Genomic DNA, 20,719 nt, shown 5'->3' on the forward strand with positions numbered 1-20,719 from the left:
TATGGAAATCACCACCATTATCGGGATTGTTATTGCAATTATCATCATGCTGTTGGGCATCAGAATGTTGCTCAAAAAACCTGTCGAGGCAGCTCCTTCCCTGGATGCCAGCCTGCATATCGACCCGGATAGCCAGACCCCTGTCATTCCTCGGCATGTACGATCGCAACTGGCAAAGCAGGACGCAGATTCAACACAACGCATAGAGCCAAGCCTGAGTGCAAATGAACCGGCTCCTGAAAAGCCATCTGCTTTTCGCAAGGCTGAATCAACTCCGGTTGAGCCAAAAGCAGTCGAAACTCCTGTAGCTGCCCAGTCGAGCGATGTGACAGAGGCTAAAGTGGTGGCAACGTCGGTCGCGACAGAAGTAGCCGACACAGCAATAGAGCAAAAGCCGGCTGAAACAAAACAGGAAAACAATCACCTCGAAAATAAAGATAAAGCTGCCGAATTCAGTCTGAACAGCAATATTGAAAAAGCTGAAATTTCTGAATTTAATGATGAAAGCAGTATTCTGGATGCACATCTGCATGAACAGAAAATAGTGGATGAAGAAAGTGCATTATCCAGTGCTGAGACCATTATTTCTTTGCATATCTATCCGCAAGGTCGTGTGCTTTCAGGTGATAAAACTTTGAAAGTTCTACTGAAATATGGTCTGCGTTATGGCGAGCTGGCCTGTTTTCACCGTTATAGTGAAGATGGTTCAAAACTGCTGTTTTCGGTACTGCAAATGACTGATACAGGTATGGAAGGCTTTGATCTGGAAACCCTGTCGACTCAGGAAGTCAAAGGTCTGGCATTCTTCCTAGCTTTACCGCATAGTGATGTACAAAATGCTTTTGATACCATGGACAGTATTTCGCGGTTAATTGCTCGTGAAGTGGATGGTCTGGTCTACGATCAGAACCAACAGGAATTCACGCCGCAATTACGTGAATTCTGGCGCCATCAAGCGATTGATTATCGCCCGGGACAGGCCACCTGACTCGAAGATTGCTTTGTTCAATCTCCAAGTTGAATCTGTAGACTGCAATTTTTATAATAGCCAAAAGCTGAATATTCTACAGGGCGGATTTTCCGCCCTTTTTTATGGTGAAATTATGACCCAAGATGCCACTGTGATTGCGCAAATGCGTCAATTGATTCAACTGCTTGCCAAGCATAATCATGCTTATTATGTGATGGATCAGCCGAGCATTGAAGACAGTGAATATGATCAGCTCTTTCATCAGCTCAAAGCCCTAGAAGAACAATATCCACACTTGCAGCAACCCGATACACCCACTATCAAGGTGGGGGGGCAGGCACTTGCAAAATTTGTAACTGTCACGCATGCCGTGCCGATGCTGTCTTTAGGGAATGTGTTCAATCAGGAAGATCTGCTGGCTTTTGCCCGCCGTATTGAAGAACGTTTGCCAAATCAAAAAATTGAATATGATGTTGAGCTGAAATTTGATGGCCTGGCGATTTCACTCTGGTATGAACATGGCGTACTGGTGCGCGGTGTCACGCGTGGTGATGGCGAAACGGGTGAAGATATTACCCAGAATGTCAAAACGATCCGTAACCTGCCAAAATTCCTGCCTCCAGTCAATGGAATTATTCCAGAGCTTCTGGAGGTACGCGGCGAAGTACTGATGCCCAAGTCTGGATTTGAACGTCTGAATGCTGCCAATGCCGCCAAGGGCGAAAAAACCTTTGCCAATCCGCGTAATGCTGCTGCAGGCAGTTTACGTCAGCTAGATCCGAATATTGCTGCTTCACGACCATTGGCATTTTATGCGTATGGCATTGCCCAGTGCGTACCACCTCATGGTCAAAGCACCATGTCGGGCAGTCTGGAATGGCTACAACAATTTGGCTTTACTGTAGGTGAGTGCCATTTTGTCTGTAGCAGTATTGAAGAAGTGCAGCAGGTTTACGAGCAGGTCATGGAGAAACGTCCAAAGCTGAGCGTTGAAATTGATGGCATGGTGATCAAGGTCAATGATCTGAAACAGCAACAAAAACTAGGTTTTCTGAGCCGGGAACCACGCTGGGCCACTGCCTATAAATTCCCTGCAGTGGCTGCACTGACCACAGTAGAAAATATTGACTGGCAGGTAGGTCGTACCGGAACCCTGACGCCGGTCGCACGTTTAAATCCGGTTGCAGTCGGTGGGGTGACAGTTTCTAATGTGACCTTGCATAATATCGGTGAAATTCACCGTTTAGACGTAAGAATCGGGGATACAGTCAGCGTATACCGCAGCGGTGATGTGATTCCTAAAGTCGAAAAGGTCTGGCCGGAATTCCGCCCAGTCGATGCGGTAGTAGTGCATTTACCGGCCAATTGTCCAGTATGTGATTCACCAGTGGTGATGCCGGAAGGTGAAGCATTGGCTCGCTGTTCTGGCGAACTTTATTGTGCTGCGCAGCGGATCGAAACCATTCGTCACTTTGTGTCGCGTAAGGCCATGGATATCGAAGGGCTGGGTGATCGCTGGGTAGAGTCACTGCTACATCTAAATCTTCTAAAAGATGTATCAGATATTTACCATCTGCATGAACACCGTGAGCAGTTACTCCAGATCGAAAAAATGGGGGAGAAATCGGTCCAGAATTTAATTGATTCTATCGAGAACAGCAAGAAAACCACACTGGCAGCTTTCATCTATGCACTCGGTATTCGTGGCGTGGGAGAAACTACGGCACGTATGCTGGCCAATACTTTCCAGACTTTGGAAGCATTACGCGATGCTGATATTGAAGCATTAAAGAAAACCCCGGATGTCGGTGATATTACTGCTGAGTGGATTGTGGATTTCTTCCAGGCCCCACATAATCTGGAAGTTCTGGACCGTTTGCTGGCAGCAGGCATTCACTGGGATGCACCAATTGCACCCACGCGCCAGCCACTGAATGGTGAAAGCTGGGTCGTGACTGGCACTTTAAGTTCGATGGGACGTGATGAAGCGACTCAATTATTACAGGCATTAGGTGCCCGTGTTAGCGGGAGTGTGTCTAGCAAGACCAAATGTGTAGTTGCAGGTGAAAAAGCCGGCTCAAAACTGGACAAAGCAGAAAAGCTTGGCGTACCGGTAATCAATGAACAACAATTTATTGCCTTGATGCAGAACTATGGCCAGCTTGAGGGCTGATTTTTCCAAGATCTCTTAGACTTTTAGTTCATAAAAAAGCCACCAGAAGGTGGCTTTTTTATGAATGGAAGAAAAAATTAAGGAATATATTTTTTGACCAGACCATCATCCAGCAGCTGCTGGAAATGTTCGACCAGACTTTCATTCACAGGGCGGTATTCGATGCCGAGCTCATCCTTGCTTTTTTGTGCATTAAAGAAAATTGGATAGCCCATATTTAATTCGACAAACTTGCGACTAAAGCCTGCCATAGGACCAAACAGCTTGAAGGCTGTTTTCGGCAGTTGATTACGCGGGAACGGGAATTTAGGACCAAACGCTTTACGCAGGATTTTACCCATTTCCAGCAGGCTTAAAGTCTCACTACAGACAATATAGCGACCGTGCGCTTGTGGGTTAAACGCAGCACGGATATGTGCTTCAGCGACATCCTGAACATCGACCACGCCATTCCACATCGGTGGAACGCCAAGCAGGGTCATGCCGTTGGCAAACTGTTGCAGGACTTCTACGCTGCCAGACTGGGTATTTGGCGTTAAGGATTGCCCAAAAACCAGTGCAGGATTGATACAGACTAGATCCCAGCGATCCTGTGCTTCAGCCATTTCCCAGGCTTTACGTTCTGCCATAACCTTGGAGTATGGATAAGGTTGATGGGTTTCTGAACTGGTGGTGTTCCAGTGTGATTCATCAAAGCTGGTGTGCTCGGTTTGCAAAATATCAATTGCATCACCATAAGTTGAAGCAATACTTGACGTCACGATCACACGTTGGACCGATTCGGTTTTATTGACGCTGTTGAGCACATTTTGTGTGCCTAAAATCGCAGGTTCAATAATATCCTTGAGCGCATCTTTATAATTGGTCACCACAAAAGGCGAAGCCATATGAAAGACAATCTCACAGCCTTGCATGGCTGCATCAAAAGAACCTGGCTTGAGCAGATTGGCTTCAAACAGTTTAAGTGTGCCCGGACTGCTGTCAGCAATTTGTTCCAAATGCGTATAACTCTGGCTTTTGTTTAGATCACGTACCGTGGCATGTACGGTATAACCTTGTGTCAGAAGTTTCTGGATCACCCAGCTGGCAATATAGCCAGATGCACCGGTCACCAGAACAGGTGCTGTACTGTGTTGTAATGTCATATTTTAACCATTGTTGTTTTAACTTCGCATCGTCGTCACAATTATGCACGAACCAGACCAAACTAGTGAGTCCAAGACAAAAATAAGTAACAAGATAAGTGCTTATTAATATTTACAAAAATAAACGTTTGAATATTCCAGCCAGTTCATCTGAATAAAGCGGGTACAAAAAATGCAACACCTTGTTTTATAAATGGGATTTGGCCTAACAGAGAGCGTAAATGCAAGTGCTTCTCATTTTAATTATATAAAAATCATATATTTACAATAATTTTAATTTTGCAAATCAAAAATCTTTTCTCCATAATAGCAAGATAAAAGCAGGGAGTAATGCAAATGCGCGGTAATCCAGAAGTCGTAGATTATTTAAATATGCTGATCGGTGGCGAACTGGCTGCTCGTGACCAATACCTGATTCACTCTCGTATGTATGAAGATTGGGGTCTGACTAAAATCTTTGAACGCATCGATCATGAAATGCAGGAAGAAGCACAGCATGCAGATGCCCTGATCCGTCGTGTCCTGTTCCTGGAAGGTACGCCGAATATGCAGCGAGATGATATTGAAGTGGGTGCAGATGTTGTGACTTGTCTGAAAGCTGACCTCAAGCTTGAATATCATGTGCGTGAAAAACTGGCTCAAGGGGTAAAACTTTGCGAAGAGCAGGGTGATTATGTAACCCGTGACATGCTGCGCCAGCAAATGTCGGATACTGAAGAAGATCATACCTACTGGTTAGAAAAACAGTTACGCTTGATCGAGCTGATTGGTCTGCAAAATTATATTCAGTCACAAATGTAAAATATGCAGTTATAAAAAAACCCAGCATTTGCTGGGTTTTTTTATAACTGATGACTTAAGAATTATTATTACTCACGATCCCGATTTTTTTGACTTCCAGCCGTTGAGCTGCCGCCATGACCATGGCGATATGCTTATATTCTGTCGCACGATCTGCCTTGATTTTAATCTGATCCTGATCCGCTTTTTGCGCTACTGTCTTGAATAAGTTTTCCAGAGCCTGGGTATTCTCTACTGGTTGATCATTCCAGAAAATCTTACCTTGTGCATCCAGACGTAATTCCACCAGCTCAGGCGGTTTTTCTTCGGTTACAGGCGGTGTGCCATTTGGCAGGTCAATATTAATCGAGTTGTTTGGTAAAGGAATTGTGATGATAAACATAATCAACAAGACCAGCATGACATCAATCAGTGGTGTCATGTTGACATCTAGCATCACATCATCATCTTGATTTGAACCAACATTCATACCCATAAACTTAATCCCTCTTTGTGCTTAAGGTGTAGCGGGCGGAGTGGTGACAAAAGCAATTTTGCCAATACCCGCTTGCTGGGTCGTGCTGATCACCTGATCAATTGCCTCATAAGGCGTTATCTGATCACCACGGATATGCACTTCAGGCTGCGGACGTTTCTGGGCTTCTGCCTGTAAACGGGTCAGTAAAACTGATTTATCTGCGATATAGATTTCGTTCCAGAAAATATCACCTGTTTTGTTGACTGCCAGCTGGATGTTTTCCGGTTTGGTTTCATACGGTACATTTCTTTCTTCGGGTAGATCGACAGGTACGGTATGAATGGCAACCGGTACAGTAATCAGGAAGATAATGAGCAGAACCAGCATAATATCAACCAAAGGGGTGGTATTAATGGTTCCAATTACCTCATCATCGCTGTCGTTTGAATTGACCATCATTCCCATGGCTGATGCCTCACTCTTATTTCACGTCACGATTAACAGGATTATTGGTTGTAATTTCACCGCTGAGTAATACTGCGTGTAAATCAGAACCAAAAGTACGCACTTCTTCCATGACCGCTTTATTACGGCGAGTCAACCAGTTGTAGCCCAGTACTGCCGGTACAGCGACGGCCAGACCGATTGCAGTCATGATCAGTGCTTCACCCACTGGACCTGCTACTTTATCAATCGAAGCCTGACCAGAAACACCAATCGCGGTAAGCGCGTGGTAGATACCCCAAACCGTACCAAACAGGCCAACAAAGGGTGCAGTAGAACCGACTGTGGCAAGGAAGGCCAGGCCACCACTCAGATGGTTCTGGATTTTGTCGATTGCACGGGAAATCGAAATGGTGACCCAAGTATTGAAATCAATACGTTCAAGTAAATTACCACCATGATTTTGGGTCGACTTGATACCTTTTTCTGCAATAAAACGGTAAACGCTGGCTTCATTGAGGTTTTGGGCTGCGTTATCCAGAGAAGACGATTCCCAGAACTGGTGTTCAGCTTCCTTGGCTTGCTTACGAATCTTGCCTTGTTGCAGGCATTTGCTGATCATGATGTACCAGGTACCAATCGACATAATCAATAGAATGAACAGGGTAATTTTCGAAACAATATCACCTTCTTTCCACATGGCTTCCAGACCATAAGGATTATATCCAGCCTTTTCATCCTTAGCTTCAGCTGATAATGGCGGCGGGGTCGGTGTAGCCGCTGTTGCTGGTGTTGTTACCGCTGTTTCAGTGACAGCACTGGTATTGGGTGTAGCAGACTGTTCTGCAAAAACTGCTTGTAAAGGCAATAAAGTGCTCATGGCAATTACGCCGGCAGCAGTCATATTTTTTAAAGGTTTTAGTGATTTTTTCATCATAGATCTCCTGATTTTTTTCTTTATCTGTTGTATCTGTTAGTCAAGGACAAATTCATATGGAATGTCATACCAAGATTCTTGCGGTTCGCCATTTTTCATTGCCGGCTTAAAGGTACATAAACTGAAGGCCTTCGATGCTGCACGATCCAATGCACGGCTCCCGCTCGACTTTTTCACCTTCGCATCCTGGACCTTGCCAGCAGTATTTACATATACAGAGATCAGCACTTCACCTTGTTCTTCATTCATTAGTGCATCACGTGGATAGTCTGGGCGTTTACAACCCGCTTCACCTTGAGAAACACCACGAGTGACTCCAGAAGGTTGAGGTGGAGCTGGTGCTGGAGCGGCTGCAACAACTGGAGCCGGGGCTGCTACTGGACTTGGCGAAGGACTGGCTGCAACAGGGGTAGGTACTGCAACAGTTGTCGGTTGAGTCGGCGTTGGAAGTGTTTTCTGTACAGGAACGACTTTTTCAACCGGTTTCACTTCAGGCACTTGTGCCACTTTCTCCACTATTTTGGGTGGTTCAGGTGGTGTTTCTTTTGGTGGTTCAGGTTCAGGCGGCTTAATATCCTGAATGATCATCAGTTCTACCGGCTGTTCTGACGGCTTTATTATTTCTTTTGCCATACCAGCTATCAGCACCAGGCCCACCAGAATATGCAATAAAATTACCACCCCAATACCAGTCAGTTTTTTGGCGGAGTTTTTTTCTAAGTCTTCAAACTTTGTGCCCATCATGACTCCTAGAATTTAAGACAAACAGGAAATAGTGCACTGATGAGAAAATTATTTTTAGTTACAGGCTGCATTATTTTTTGTTTGGCCAAAATTAAACGGGGAAAACTGCAAACACCGCTTGGCAGCAGTGTTTGCAAAGTGATTAATTAAAAGAATTTATAAGTACCGCGTAAGAAGTAGCTACGGCCTGTAGGGTCACCATGACGAGGGTCATAGCCATATTGTGCATTGTTGGTTGCATCAGACGCAGGTGGTTCTTTATCAAACATGTTCTTGATCCCTGCAGTCAATTCAAGGTTCTTGAATCCTTTATATGTTCCTGCAAAGTTGTAAACCATCCATGCACCTACATCACGTGTTTCTGAAAAATCTTTATATCCACGGATATATTGTTGCTCCAGCAACATTCTCCAGTTTTCATAAGTCCAGTTCACATTGGCAATATGTTTCCAGCGAACGACTGCCGGATCATCATAAATACCTACGTAATCTTCCCATTCACCACCTGGTTCTATTTGGTAATCCATTTTGATGACATAAGTCCCATCAATTCCGAAACCAAAACGGCCAGTCGCTGTCATTGGACTTAAATAGTTCAGACTGAGGTCGATCCCTTGAGTTTTTAGGCCACCCATATTTTGTAAGGTCGTATTTAAATACTGGATACGGCCATCTGGTGCATAAACAATCAGGTTGCCATAGCGATCAAGATCATCAAAAATCATATCTGGAGAGACTGTACCGACCAGATCTTCAATCTTGATGTTGTAATAATCGGCTGTGAAAACCAGGTTCTTGATTGGCTCGTAGACAAAACCGGCAGTATAAGAAGTTGACTCTTCAGGTTGTAAGTCCGGGTTACCGCCTTGTTTACGTTTAAACTGCATACCGCACTGATCGGCAAACTGAAGGTTGTTCGGTGTGCCATCAGCATTACAGAAACGCGGGTTATTGAAAGGTGAACTGGTATAGGTTTCGCTTTGCGGAGAGTTTATTTCCCATAAGCTCGGTGCACGGAAACCTGTGCTATATGAAGTACGGAACATGAGCTCTTTTACCGGCTCCCAACGTAGCGAGGCTTTCGGATTGAAAGAATCGCCAAAGTCGCTATAGTCATCATAACGTGCAGCAAGTTGAGCTTCTAACCCGGCTACGATTGGTATGTGAAATTCAGTAAATATTGCAGTGATATCGCGATCACCTTTACTGATTGGTTTGTCCGGGTCTATACCACTGCCTGGCACCTGACGGACAAGATCGGAATTTATTTTGGCTTCCCAGTCTTGGGTAGTGTAACTACCACCTACGGCAAAACCGACCTCACCTGCAGGCAATTCATAGATAGGACGGCTTAGGGTGAAATCCACGGTAGTTGAATCTAGCGTTGCCTGATTTGTCGGACCTGCGACATCAAAAGTAGACCATTTTCCGGCATCTTCCGGTGCTTGAGGGCCAAACGGGTTGAGTGTGCCGTCATTCAGGGCTGCCTGGACTCTACTTTGGTTTAAGTAACCGCTGACGAAATTATCAGTCGCTTCGCCTTTGGCATAAGTTACACCACCGTTGAGGTCCCAGCCGTAGGCTTCACCTTCGATTCCAGCAAAGATCCGGTTGGATTCATTCTCTGATTTAGATACACGGTTGCCAGCCTGGGAACGTAAATAAAGTATTGAGGATGTGCCTGTCAAGCCGGGAATATCTGGAGTGATTCCTTGACCAGGATAGTATTTGCTGCTGTCTGGAATAGTCAGGCTACCACCCCATACATCAGGTGCAATAGAAGTGGTCACTTCGCTTTTAGTGTAAACATATTCCGCGACCGCGTTTAATGAATCGGTAAGTTTTAAGGTACCTTTCGCTAAAGCGGAGAAGGCTTCTTCATCCGGAGTAATACCAATTAATGCCTGTGTATTCAGCAGGCAGCGTGTGCCAGAGATAAACGTATTTGGAGCATTATTACAGTTCTGGTTGTGATATAAGGGTTAACTATACCCACGCCTGGATTTGAAATATTTGCTGGAAAGCCAGCAGTCGAACCGATCGCCATCCCTAGTTCAGGAATCAGACCGCCGCGGCGGCTGACTTTGCGGTCTTTCGCCATGATCATGTCGGACGTACGATAATCGATTACCCCATAGACGTTGAATCCTTGCTCGTCCAGATCACCATAGCCACCGAAGATGGAAACATCATATTCATCCCCATTCTTGTGTTCAGGTAATTGAAGTCCACCAGATATGCCAAAACCTTGGTATTCTTTCTTGAGAATGAAGTTGATTACCCCGGCAATAGCATCTGCACCATACACGGCAGAAGCACCATCGCGTAGCACCTCAATACGTTCAACCATAGCGAGTGGAATAATATTTAAGTTAACTTCAGATGTACTGAAAGGACTGTTGGCCAGACGGCGACCATTTAATAAAATCAGGGTCTTATCGGTACCAATACCACGAAGGTTGGCAGAAGAGCCTGAAGTATTACTTTTACCAATATTCTGGGATACAGCAAAACCGGCCTGATTGGCGCTGACCCTATTCAGTGCTTCCTCAACAGTGGTGACCCCCTGATTCACCAGATCTTCAACTTTAAGTACAGTAATTGGTGATGCACTCTGTGCAGCTACCCCTTTAATAGATGAACCCGTTACTGTCACTTTTTGCACCTTGGTCGGCTGCGTAGCGGAGTTTTCTGGTTCATCGGCTGCATGTGCCAAAGACAAACACATCATACTTAAGGTAAGCGTACTTAACTTGAGTATTGTTTTGCCAACTGTTGGAGCCCCCATAGATCCGACTAGTTTGTTTATTTTCATCGTAAAGTTCACCTTTCTTGTTGTGTGAAGATAATGCTGTATTCTTTTTAAGCAAAGCAAGTGCCAACTTAGCTGTAATTCTTATAAAAATATTGAATATATTGAGAAATGTTTACTTTATAAGGATTTATAAAGAAAGAACTTGTGCGTCATGGAAAGCAGACAGGCTGTATTGGAAAATATAAGAAAAAATGATATTGAAAATCAGTATTAATTGTTTTCTAGTAAGTGTTATTTAGAAAATATGTGAAATAGTTCACATTTAAAAATTCTGTAACATAGATATGAAATGGGCTGTAGAGAATAATTGATCAATTATTGATCATGCTCTTAGTTATTAAAATATAAAGGATTATTTTTTTAGTTATAAATTGAAAAGTTGAGATGTGCTATAAAATGACTCACGGGTGAATTATTTTTGTGCAATATAATGAAAGTCATTGTAGGATTAATGTAATAAATATTTCGGAATTTATCTGAATAATTTTCTAAATCATTATTATTTTAAATAATTAATAAAAATATGTTTTTTGCTGTAAAAAGAACTTAATTACTGCTTGAAACTTAGAGTGGCATGAAATTAGCTTTCAAACGCTGGAGTCATAAGATAGGCTGAGTGTTGAAAAATAAAAAACATGCAGCCAATCAAAAAAAGATAGATGCTTTCAAAAAAACTTAATCGTTTAAATAGCTTAAATAAACAAAAATAGGTATGAATTTGAAATCAGCAATTATAAGGATGACAGTTTTAGCGCTGGCAGTGGTATCCGGGGAAATAACCTTAGCAAAATCACCTGCACAACCAGATAAGGTTTTAAACCTGGCTTTCGAAGCACCTGATGATGGTTTTGATATGGTCAAAACTTATAATTTTTATAGTGGTAGCGTTGCCGAGGCTATTTTTGAACCTTTGTTACGTTATGACTATCTGGCGCGGCCGGCAATCCTGGTACCAAATACCGCCGAATCCTTACCCAAGGTTGAGCAGGATGGGAAAGTCTATACCTTTAAAGTCAAGCCGGGAATCTACTTCAGCCCAGATCCGGCATTTCAGGGCAAGAAGCGTGAACTGGTGGCGCGTGATTATATCTACTCCATGCAAAGGATCATGGATCCCAAAAATCATTCTCCTTCTTTTTCTTTTATCGAGGGAAAAATCCTTGGGGCAGATCAGGTCATCCAGCAGGCTAAAAAAACTGGCAAGTTCAACTACGATGCAGCTATTCCCGGTTTAAAAGCACTAGACAAATATACTTTACAAATTACCCTGACCCGTTCCGACCTGAATTTTCCATATATTCTGGCCTATGTGGCTTTTAGTGGTACCGCACGAGAAGCGATCGAACATTATGGTCATCGGGCAGGTCAGCATCCGGTTGGAACAGGGGCGTATCAATTACACAAATATGTGCCGCGTAGCCGTATTGAACTGACTGCCAACCCGAATTATCGTGGTTTTGTCTGGAACTTTAAGGGTGATGGTTCTGAATGGGATCAACGTATTGTCAAAGCCATGCAAGGCAAGCAGATGCCGCAAATTGGCAAGATCAAAATCAGTATTATTGAAGAGGAACAGTCTCGCTGGCTGGCTTTAAAGTCTGGACAACTGGACTATGACAAACTCACTGCGAGCGGCGCCGAACAGGCCCTGGAAAATAAGCAGCTGAAAAGCGAATACAAGAAAAAAGGCATCCTGCATTATCCGAATAAAGAACCGGAAATTACCTATACCATCATGAATATGCGTGATCCGTTAATTGGTGGGAATTCACTGGAAAAAATTGCCTTACGTCGTGCTCTCGCCTTGTCCTATAACCAGAAAGAAGCTATCCAGCAGTTGTACAAAGGTCATGCCGATAAAGCTGAAATGATTTTGCCAGAGGGAGTGGGTGGACATGACCCGAAGTATAAAAGCAGTATTGCTTATAACCCATTATTGGCCAATAAACTGCTTGACCGCTTTGGCTATAAGAAAGGTGCTGATGGTTACCGAACCTTGCCTGATGGAAAGCCTTTGATACTAAAAATGAATTCGACCAGCTCAAGCTCTTCGGTGATTTCTGCAGAGTTATGGAAAAAGAATCTGGATGCGATCGGGGTACGAATTGAGTTCAAGGTCAGTAATTTTGCTGACAATTTAAAAGAAGCCACCCAATGCAAACATATGATGTGGGGTGGAGCCTGGATTGCGGATTATCCGGAAGGGGAAAACTTTGCCCAGTTACTGTATGGGCCAAATGCGCAGCAAGGCAACCTGAGTTGCTATACCTCAAAAGCCTATGACGCGTTGTACCAGACCGCGATGAAACTGCCGCCGCAGCAGCGGATGCCATATTATGAGCAGATGAACCGTCAGATGGAGGCCGATAATCCATGGATTCTGCACAATACCCGGATACGTAACTGGTTGATTCATCCGCATGTACAGGGCTTTAAAGCCCATCCGGTGACCAGAGCAGTTTGGCAATATATGGATATTGAACCTGTTAAAAAATAACTTGAGAAGATTAAGAACCAGTATGAATGTGAATAAAAATACTTTAAAAAAACTGGCCAGTGGGGTGTTAGTGGCCGGTTTGATGATGGCAGGGAGTGCATCGACATGGGCCAGCAATCCTGCCAACCCGAATAAGGTTTTAAAAACAGTATTTCTGGCAGCTGAAACCGGTTTTGATCCGGGCTATATCCATGACCGTTATTCGGCCAAGATTAACTCGGCGATTTTCGAAACCTTATATACCTATGATTATCTGGCCTCACCGGCAAAATTAGTGCCATTGACTGCAGTCAGTCTGCCTCAAGTGAGTGCGGATGGCCTGACTTATACCATCAAAATCAAAAAGGGTATTTACTTTGCCGATGATCCGGTCTTTGGCGGTAAAAAACGTGAACTGACCTCGTATGACTATGCTTATAGCTTGAAACGTCTACTGGACCCAAAGCTGCATTCACCGAACAGCTGGTTGCTGGATGGCCGAATTAAAGGGCTGGACGCATGGATGGCCCTAACCAAAAAGAATGGCAAAGCCTATGAAAATCCGTTTGAAGGTATTCAGACCCCAGACCGCTATACCTTGGTATTAAAGCTGAATAATCCGGATCAGAACTTTCCGATGTTGCTGGCACATGGGCCTGCCGCTGCAGTAGCTCGTGAAGTGATTGAAAAATATAAAGACAAGGCGGGTTGGGTCATGAATAGGCCAGTAGGAAGTGGTCCTTACGTGCTCAGCCGCTGGACACCAGGCTCACGGATTATCTTAAAACCAAATCCAGCTTATCGTGGTTTTGTCTGGGACTTTAAAGCCAGTGGTGCAGAAGATCAGGCCATTGTAAAAGCCATGCAGGGCAAAAAAATGCCTCAAATCGGCACTATTGATGTGCGTGTTATTGAAGAAGCGCAATCCCGGATGCTGGCATTTAAGAAAAATGAACTGGACCTGCTCGAAATTGAGGGCGATATCGTCGTACAGGCGCTCGATGGCGATAAATTAAAGCCTGAGCTGGCCCAGCAGGGGGTGAAGCTGTCACGTATTTTAGAGCCCTCCATTAGTTACCATTACTGGAATATGCAAAATCCGGTCGTGGGTGGTTTCGCGCCAGAAAAAATTGCCTTACGTCGAGCCATGGCAATGGCATTTTCTGTAGAAAACATGATCAATGTATTACTTAAGGGAGATGGAGCAAAACTGCACATGCCTATTCCCCCAGGAGTAGCAGGTTATTCACCGTCCTATAAAAGCAGTATTCCCTATTCAGTCAAAGCAGCCAACATGTTACTCGACCGCTATAACTACAAGATCGGTGCAGATGGCTGGCGAAAGACGCCTGAAGGTAAACCTCTGGTAATTGAAATGATTGTTTACAATACCAGTCGGGGCCAGCAGCAGGGTGAATTCTGGAAAAAGACCCTGGACAGTATTCATATTCAAATGACCAGTAAGGCCATGCCATTTGCTGAAAGTATCAAGCTGGAAAAGCAATGTAAAACCATGTTCAAGAGTTCTGCATGGATTGCCGACTATCCTGATGCTGACAACTTTATGCAGCTGTTCTATGGCAAGAATGTCAATGTCACCAACAATGCCTGCTTTAAACATCCTGAATTTGACCGTCTGTACGAACAAACCCAGAGCATGCCGCCAGGTCCAGAGCGTGATCTGCTCTACCGCAAAATGACCCGGATTCTCGAAGTCAACATGCCGGCCCTGATGCTCTATAGCAGCTACCGTAATGCCTTGACCCAACCCCAAATTATCGGACATAAGTCCCATCCGATTCTGTCTTCAGAATGGATGTATATCGATATTAATACGAAAAAGTAAGAAAAAATCTGGAGATGAATATGAAGTTAAAGCCTTTAAAATTAAGTACCTTATGTTTAATGATGATGGGGGGGTATCAAGGTGTAGCGGCAGATACCCAAGTACAGCTGCTGCCATTATTCAAGGCTGCAGAAATTCCGTCTTTATGTGATGCCAGTCTGGCTTCCATGCAAAAAAATATCCAGATATTTGAAAATAAGAAAATTAAAGATAATGCCAAGGCAGGGCCTTATCTGGCCGAATGGGATGAGTTGCATGCCAAAGCCCGTGATTTCGGTGCTGCAGTAGGACTATATAGTAATGTCGATCCGGATCCTGCATTGCGTCAGGCAGCCGATGACTGTGAACTTAAAATCAGCAAATACCAGACCACCCTGTATCAGAATCCGAAACTGTATGCCCAGTTCAAGAAACTGAAAGCCAGTGATCCGATTGATCAGAAATTTTTAGAAGATATTCTGGAGCAGTTTGAGAACACCGGGGTACAACTCAGTGCAGAAAAACAGAAACGACTGAAAGAAATTATTGAAGAAAGTACTAAACTGGGGCAGGATTTTTCCAAAAATGTGCGGGATAACCCTGAAAAAGTTGAATTTACTCCAGCTGAAATGAAAGGCCTGCCAGAAAGTTACATCGCAAATTTAAAGAAAAATGAAAAGGGCAATTATCTGCTTGGCTTTGATTATCCGGAATACCAGCCTTTTATGGAGCTGGCAGAAAGTGATGAAGCACGCAAACGCTACCAGACCGCTTACACGCGTCGCGGGACTGAACAAAACCTGCAATTCATGAAAAAAGCCATTGATCTGCGTTATGAAATGGCACAACTTTTTGACAAGGAAAGCTATGCCCATTCTGCGCTTGAATTCCGCATGGCCAAAACTCCGGAAGCAGTGAACGGTTTTCTGGATGAGGTTTATGCCAAAGTTGCACCTCTAGAAAAGCAGGATGTAGAACAATTACGCCAGTTCAAGGCTGAAACTTTAAAAGTTCCAGTAGAGAAAGCAGAAATTACACGTTGGAATCAGGGTTACTGGAGTGAAAAACTGCGTCAGGCCAAATACAAGGTAGACCAGGAAAAATTGCGGGATTATTTCCCGACAGAAGCATCGCAAAAATGGTTATTCGCTATTTCTTCGGAACTCTATGGCATTGAGTTCAAGCCGGTGAAAGTCAAGGCTTGGCATGATGAAGTGGAATATTATGCGGTACATGACAAGGCTACGGGCGAATTCCTGGGCGGATTATATGTCGATAAATACCCGCGTGAAGGCAAATATGGGCATGCAGCTGTCTGGGGAGCTTATGGCGGCAGTACCCTGAATCAGCGTCGTCCGGTATCGGTACTGGTAACCAATTTTAACCGTAAGGGCTTGAATAGCAACGAACTGGAAACCTTTGTGCATGAAATGGGGCATGCCTTGCACGGGATTCTATCGAAAACCCGCTATACAGAACAGTCTGGTACCTCGGTAGAGCGTGACTTTGTAGAAGCGCCGTCACAGATGTATGAAGAGTGGGCACGCCGTCTGGAAACCTTGTCAAAAGTAGCGGATTACTGTGAGCCGGCATGTCCTCGGGTGGATGCTGCCATGACCGAGCGCTTAAAGAATGTGAAGAATTACGGTCGAGGCCTGCATTATGCCCGTCAGGCTTTATATGCCCAATATGATATGGCCTTGCATGGTAAAGATGCAAAAAACATTGAGCCTTTAAAACTCTGGCAGGATATGGAAGGTAAAACCGCCTTGGGTTATGTCAACGGTCAGCAGTTCCCGGGACAATTCGGGCATCTGATGGGCGGCTATCAGGCAGGTTACTACAGCTATATGTGGTCTGAGGTCATTGCCCTGGATATGCTTTCCTCCTTTGGTGATCAGCTGATGGACAAGAAAGTCGGTGCACATTATCGCAATACGGTCTTGGCTCAAGGTGGTCAAAAGCATGGCGAGCAAATGGTGAAAGACTTCTTGGGTCGTGATCCGGACAGCAAAGCTTTCTTTAATGAAATCTCTGGAAAAAATTAAGGAAGGCAAGCGATGCTGGCATATATTATTCGACGGCTTTGGCAAATGATCCCGACCATGCTCGGGGTGATTTTGCTGATATTCCTGCTGTTTAACTGGGTAGGTGGAGACCCTGCCTATATTCTGGCCGGTAAAATGGCCAATGCGGAACAGATTGAGAACATCCGTCAGCAACTGGGTGTGGATCAACCGTATTACGTACAACTCTGGATCTTTATCAAGCAGATTTTAACCTTTGATTATGGGGTGAGCTGGAGTACCGGGGAATCGGTGGCACAGATTATCACCACCCGTTTGGGACCCTCACTAACCATTCTGATTCCACTGACCATTCTGCAAACTATTATTTCTATCATTCTGGCTTTGGGTGTGGCTTCGGTTCGTGGTTCTTTGACTGATCGCATGATCATGATGCTATGTACGATCGGTATGTCGATCAGTATTCTGGTGTACATCATCGTGTTCCAGTATTTCCTAGCCTATGAACTGAGCTGGTTCCCGGTACAGGGCTGGAGCGATAATTTCGCTGACAACCTTTTCAAATATGCCTTGCTACCTGTGCTGATTATGTTGGTGGTGAGTATTGCACCAACACTACGTCTATACCGTAGTTTTGTACTGGATGAAGTCAATCAGGACTATGTACGTACTGCGCGTGCCAAAGGCCTAGGTGAAAACCGTATCATGGGCGTGCATGTCCTGCGCAATGCCTCCATTCCGATTATTACCGATGTGATGGCAGGACTTCCCGCACTGCTGATCGGTGCTTTCCTGATTGAGCGTTTTTTTGGTATTCCGGGAATTGGCCGTGAAGTTATTATTGCGGTAGAACGTTCCGATTTTCCTGTGATTAAAGCCATTACGGTCTATGTCGCTGCTGCGACCATGATATTCAACCTGATTGCCGATCTGATCTATAAATGGGTCGATCCGCGTGTACAGTTGAAGTAGGTGAATTATGCTGAGTGCGATATTTAAAAAAGAACAAGCGGCTGAAGCAGCACCTGAGTCGGCTTCAACAGGCTTATGGCAACTGGCTATGCGCCGTTTGAAACGTGACCGGATTGCCATGTTTTCCCTGTATGTGGTGCTGTTTTATCTGCTGTTGCTGGTGCTGTCAATGAGCGGCCTGATTGCCAAAGACTGGAATAAAGAAGTGGCGGTCAGCTATGCACCGCCGAGTTTTATCAATGCAGCGCCAGTTCCGGTTGCATCTGATACAGAGCAGAGCGCAGAATCTGTGCCTCTACCGGTCAATCCAGTTGATCCCTTAAAAGATGTCATTGCTGAATTGAATGCTGAAATTGCTGCTGAGCAGGGTGCTGGTGCAGGCATCGATTATTATGGAGTGGTCGATCCGCTGGCAGAAGACATGAAGGCCATTAATCAGGAGCTCGGCGGCCAGCTGATGGATGAAAGTGGGGAACTCAAGCAAAGTCTGGTCTTCGGCGCCGATAAATGGGGGCAGGATGTTTTACAGAAAACCATTAAGGGGGCTGAAACCTCGATTCTGGTTGGACTGATTGCAGCCTTTGTCGCTGTACTGATTGGGACTGCACTGGGTGCAATAGCAGGTTACTTTGGTGGTTGGGTCGATGATGTCCTAAACTGGTTTTATAATATCTTTACTTCGATTCCCTATCTGTTGCTGGTTTTGGCGATTGCCGCAGTGTTACAGCAGAAAGGTATTTTATCAATTATCCTGATTTTAGGTCTGACTGGCTGGACCGGGGTTTTCCGTTTGGTTCGTGCCGAATACATGAAACATACGGCACGTGAATATGTGCTGGCTGCCAAGGCGATTGGCGTGAGTAATATGCGTCGTATGTTTGTCCATATTTTTCCCAATGTCAGCCATATTGCTCTGGTACAGATGTCTATTCTGGTGGTGGCATTTATCAAGTCCGAAGTCATTTTGAGCTTTCTTGGTTTCGGTGTGCCTATCGGGGTAGTGTCATGGGGCAGTATGCTAAACGAAGCGCAAAGCGAGCTGATTTTGGGTAAATGGTGGCAACTGGCGGCAGCCTCAATCGCCATGGCGGTATTGGTGACTGCTTTCTCGATGTTTACCGATGCACTCCGTGATGCATTAGATCCAAAACTGAAATAGGAGCGCAACGATGTCTGAAATCAATCCAAGCACAGTACCTGCGCTACTTCGCGTAGAAAATCTGCGAGTCAGTTTTAAAGGTGAAAATAAAGAATATATTGAGACCGTAAAAGGGGTTTCTTTCGAGATTCCGGCCAATACCACGGTTGCACTGGTAGGTGAATCGGGGAGTGGCAAATCGGTTACTTCTCTCGCTACTATGGGCCTGCTTCCGGCAGAAAGCGCACGTATTTCAGAAGATAGCCAGATCATCTTTGAAGGGAAAAACCTGCTCAAGCTTAAAACACGAGAAATGCGCCAGATGTGCGGCAAAGACATTGCCATGATTTTTCAGGAGCCAATGTCTTCGCTAAATCCGGTATTTACGGTAGGCATGCAGATTGCAGAAATCCTGCAACTACATTTGGGCATGAATAAAAAACAGGCGCGGCAACGTACTCTGGAGCTGCTCAAAGAAGTAGGGATCCCTGCGCCAGAAACTAAAATTGATGCCTATCCGGGGCAGCTTTCCGGTGGACAGCAACAACGGGTCATGATTGCCATGGCCATTGCCTGTGAACCTAAACTGTTGATTGCAGATGAACCGACCACAGCTCTGGATGTGACTATTCAAAAGCAGATTCTGGACTTGCTGGAATCGCTGCGGCAACGTCGCCAGATGTCGATGCTGTTTATTACCCATGATCTGGCATTGGTTGGTGAAATTGCTGATCAGGTGATTGTGATGCGGCATGGGGAAATCCGTGAACAGGGTCCGGTTCGGGAGGTGCTGGACCGGCCTCAGGACATGTATACCAAAGCCTTGTTACACTGCCGTCCACAATTATCGCAACGTCCGTTACGTTTGCCGATGATCAGCGATTTTATGAAACAGGATGGCTCAACCTGGCTGGAAGATATCCGTCTGAATACTCAGCTTCCGCAACGTTCACGTGGACTAAAGGGCGGAGAGGAAATTATTCTGGATGTACGGGATCTGAAAAAATCTTTTTATAGTCGTAAAGGACTGTTTGGCAAAGATGAATTTCAGGCAGTAAAAGGGGTTTCTTTCCAGCTAGCCAAAGGCAAGACCTTGGGGCTGGTCGGGGAATCCGGTTCAGGTAAAACTACCATCGGTTTATTGCTGATGCGTCTGCAACAGGCTACGGGTGGTAAGGCACTGTTTCAGGGTCGGGACATTCTGGACATGTCGGAACAGGAGTTTACCCAGTATCAACGTAAAATCCAGATCATTTTCCAGAATCCCTATGCTTCGCTGAATCCACGTTTTACTGTTGGACAAATCCTGATGGAACCGATGCAGATTCACAAGATTGGTCAGGATGATGCCGAACGCAAACAAATGGCTTTAGACCTGTTGGAGCGGGTCAGCTTGCCTGCACAGGCTTTTTATCGTTATCCGCATGAGTTTTCCGGGGGTCAACGCCAGCGGATTGCAATTGCACGTTGTCTGACTTTAAAACCTGAGATTTTAATCTGTGATGAATCGGTCTCGGCGCTGGATGTATCAGTACAGGCGCAAGTGCTGAATTTACTGCAAGATTTACAGGATGAATTTGGTCTGAGCTATATCTTTATTTCGCATGATTTATCGGTAGTGAAATATATTTCTGATCAGATCATGGTGATGAATCATGGGGAGCTGGTAGAAATCGCCAATTCAGATGAACTGTATCAATCACCACAGCATGAATATACCAAGCGTTTACTCGGGGCTATCCCGCAAGGGATTCCACAAAGTGCCTGATGCATAAGACATAAAAAAGTCAGGCAA

At 44.9% G+C, this 20,719-nt stretch carries 14 protein-coding genes and 1 pseudogene; 9 read left to right on the top strand and 6 right to left on the bottom strand.

All coding sequences use genetic code 11. The annotated features are described in order from the left end of the window. Position 1: 1 nt before the first annotated feature. Positions 2 to 988, top strand: coding sequence for a cell division protein ZipA C-terminal FtsZ-binding domain-containing protein (locus H9629_RS11080; protein WP_191731092.1), 987 nt, complete (start codon positions 2 to 4; stop codon positions 986 to 988). A gap of 115 nt (positions 989 to 1,103) precedes the next feature. Next, positions 1,104 to 3,143, top strand: coding sequence for an NAD-dependent DNA ligase LigA (gene ligA / locus H9629_RS11085; protein WP_191731093.1), 2,040 nt, complete (start codon positions 1,104 to 1,106; stop codon positions 3,141 to 3,143). 77 nt (positions 3,144 to 3,220) lie between these two features. Here ligA and H9629_RS11090 read toward each other — a convergent pair whose 3' ends face one another. Further along, the gene (locus H9629_RS11090; protein WP_191731094.1) at positions 3,221 to 4,288 is read right to left on the bottom strand and encodes an SDR family oxidoreductase; all 1,068 of its coding nucleotides are present in this window, start codon (positions 4,286 to 4,288) and stop codon (positions 3,221 to 3,223) included. A 336-nt stretch (positions 4,289 to 4,624) separates the two neighbouring features. Here H9629_RS11090 and ftn point away from each other — a divergent pair, with 336 nt between their 5' ends. Then, positions 4,625 to 5,089, top strand: a complete 465-nt coding sequence (gene ftn / locus H9629_RS11095; protein WP_064097009.1) for a heteropolymeric bacterioferritin subunit Ftn — start codon at positions 4,625 to 4,627, stop codon at positions 5,087 to 5,089. Positions 5,090 to 5,144: 55 nt separating this feature from the next. Here the strand turns inward: ftn and H9629_RS11100 are convergent, their stop codons facing one another. The 5 genes and pseudogenes from H9629_RS11100 to H9629_RS11120 form a co-directional block, all read right to left on the bottom strand. Then, positions 5,145 to 5,564, bottom strand: a complete 420-nt coding sequence (locus H9629_RS11100; RefSeq protein ID WP_064097008.1) for an ExbD/TolR family protein — start codon at positions 5,562 to 5,564, stop codon at positions 5,145 to 5,147. Positions 5,565 to 5,585: 21 nt separating this feature from the next. Continuing rightward, on the bottom strand, positions 5,586 to 6,011 hold the full coding sequence (locus H9629_RS11105) for an ExbD/TolR family protein (protein WP_064097007.1): 426 nt from the start codon (positions 6,009 to 6,011) through the stop codon (positions 5,586 to 5,588). A 16-nt stretch (positions 6,012 to 6,027) separates the two neighbouring features. Next, complete coding sequence (locus tag H9629_RS11110) at positions 6,028 to 6,927, bottom strand: MotA/TolQ/ExbB proton channel family protein (protein ID WP_171255270.1); 900 nt, start codon at positions 6,925 to 6,927, stop codon at positions 6,028 to 6,030. 36 nt (positions 6,928 to 6,963) lie between these two features. Next, on the bottom strand, positions 6,964 to 7,668 hold the full coding sequence (locus H9629_RS11115; protein WP_064101801.1) for an energy transducer TonB: 705 nt from the start codon (positions 7,666 to 7,668) through the stop codon (positions 6,964 to 6,966). Positions 7,669 to 7,817: 149 nt separating this feature from the next. Continuing rightward, positions 7,818 to 10,486: pseudogene (locus H9629_RS11120) on the bottom strand (TonB-dependent receptor). A 739-nt stretch (positions 10,487 to 11,225) separates the two neighbouring features. Between H9629_RS11120 and H9629_RS11125 the strand changes: the two are divergent. From H9629_RS11125 to H9629_RS11150, 6 genes are read left to right on the top strand one after another with little or no spacing between them, the layout of a single operon-like run. Next, complete coding sequence (locus H9629_RS11125) at positions 11,226 to 12,983, top strand: ABC transporter substrate-binding protein (protein WP_064101800.1); 1,758 nt, start codon at positions 11,226 to 11,228, stop codon at positions 12,981 to 12,983. 22 nt (positions 12,984 to 13,005) lie between these two features. Continuing rightward, positions 13,006 to 14,808, top strand: a complete 1,803-nt coding sequence (locus H9629_RS11130; protein WP_191731095.1) for an ABC transporter substrate-binding protein — start codon at positions 13,006 to 13,008, stop codon at positions 14,806 to 14,808. A gap of 20 nt (positions 14,809 to 14,828) precedes the next feature. Then, positions 14,829 to 16,835, top strand: a complete 2,007-nt coding sequence (locus H9629_RS11135; protein WP_191731096.1) for a M3 family metallopeptidase — start codon at positions 14,829 to 14,831, stop codon at positions 16,833 to 16,835. A 12-nt stretch (positions 16,836 to 16,847) separates the two neighbouring features. After that, the gene (locus H9629_RS11140) at positions 16,848 to 17,786 is read left to right on the top strand and encodes an ABC transporter permease (RefSeq protein WP_004279216.1); all 939 of its coding nucleotides are present in this window, start codon (positions 16,848 to 16,850) and stop codon (positions 17,784 to 17,786) included. A 7-nt stretch (positions 17,787 to 17,793) separates the two neighbouring features. Further along, positions 17,794 to 18,945, top strand: coding sequence for an ABC transporter permease (locus H9629_RS11145; RefSeq protein ID WP_064097000.1), 1,152 nt, complete (start codon positions 17,794 to 17,796; stop codon positions 18,943 to 18,945). 10 nt (positions 18,946 to 18,955) lie between these two features. Next, positions 18,956 to 20,692 carry an ABC transporter ATP-binding protein gene (locus H9629_RS11150; protein ID WP_064096999.1) on the top strand — a complete coding sequence of 579 codons (1,737 nt, stop codon included), beginning with the start codon at positions 18,956 to 18,958 and terminating at the stop codon, positions 20,690 to 20,692. Positions 20,693 to 20,719: the final 27 nt, after the last annotated feature.

The organism is Acinetobacter pecorum, assembly GCF_014837015.1.
Taxonomy (GTDB): Bacteria; Pseudomonadota; Gammaproteobacteria; order Pseudomonadales; family Moraxellaceae; genus Acinetobacter; species Acinetobacter pecorum.

What these genes read in the sequence shown, in the direction of transcription:
- H9629_RS11080 (WP_191731092.1), top strand. Translation starts at nt 2, where the DNA reads ATGGAAATCACCACCATTATCGGGATTGTTATTGCAATTATCATCATG.
- ligA (WP_191731093.1), top strand. Translation starts at nt 1,104, where the DNA reads ATGACCCAAGATGCCACTGTGATTGCGCAAATGCGTCAATTGATTCAA.
- H9629_RS11090 (WP_191731094.1), bottom strand. Translation starts at nt 4,288, where the DNA reads ATGACATTACAACACAGTACAGCACCTGTTCTGGTGACCGGTGCATCT.
- ftn (WP_064097009.1), top strand. Translation starts at nt 4,625, where the DNA reads ATGCGCGGTAATCCAGAAGTCGTAGATTATTTAAATATGCTGATCGGT.
- H9629_RS11100 (WP_064097008.1), bottom strand. Translation starts at nt 5,564, where the DNA reads ATGGGTATGAATGTTGGTTCAAATCAAGATGATGATGTGATGCTAGAT.
- H9629_RS11105 (WP_064097007.1), bottom strand. Translation starts at nt 6,011, where the DNA reads ATGGGAATGATGGTCAATTCAAACGACAGCGATGATGAGGTAATTGGA.
- H9629_RS11110 (WP_171255270.1), bottom strand. Translation starts at nt 6,927, where the DNA reads ATGATGAAAAAATCACTAAAACCTTTAAAAAATATGACTGCTGCCGGC.
- H9629_RS11115 (WP_064101801.1), bottom strand. Translation starts at nt 7,668, where the DNA reads ATGGGCACAAAGTTTGAAGACTTAGAAAAAAACTCCGCCAAAAAACTG.
- H9629_RS11125 (WP_064101800.1), top strand. Translation starts at nt 11,226, where the DNA reads ATGACAGTTTTAGCGCTGGCAGTGGTATCCGGGGAAATAACCTTAGCA.
- H9629_RS11130 (WP_191731095.1), top strand. Translation starts at nt 13,006, where the DNA reads ATGAATGTGAATAAAAATACTTTAAAAAAACTGGCCAGTGGGGTGTTA.
- H9629_RS11135 (WP_191731096.1), top strand. Translation starts at nt 14,829, where the DNA reads ATGAAGTTAAAGCCTTTAAAATTAAGTACCTTATGTTTAATGATGATG.
- H9629_RS11140 (WP_004279216.1), top strand. Translation starts at nt 16,848, where the DNA reads ATGCTGGCATATATTATTCGACGGCTTTGGCAAATGATCCCGACCATG.
- H9629_RS11145 (WP_064097000.1), top strand. Translation starts at nt 17,794, where the DNA reads ATGCTGAGTGCGATATTTAAAAAAGAACAAGCGGCTGAAGCAGCACCT.
- H9629_RS11150 (WP_064096999.1), top strand. Translation starts at nt 18,956, where the DNA reads ATGTCTGAAATCAATCCAAGCACAGTACCTGCGCTACTTCGCGTAGAA.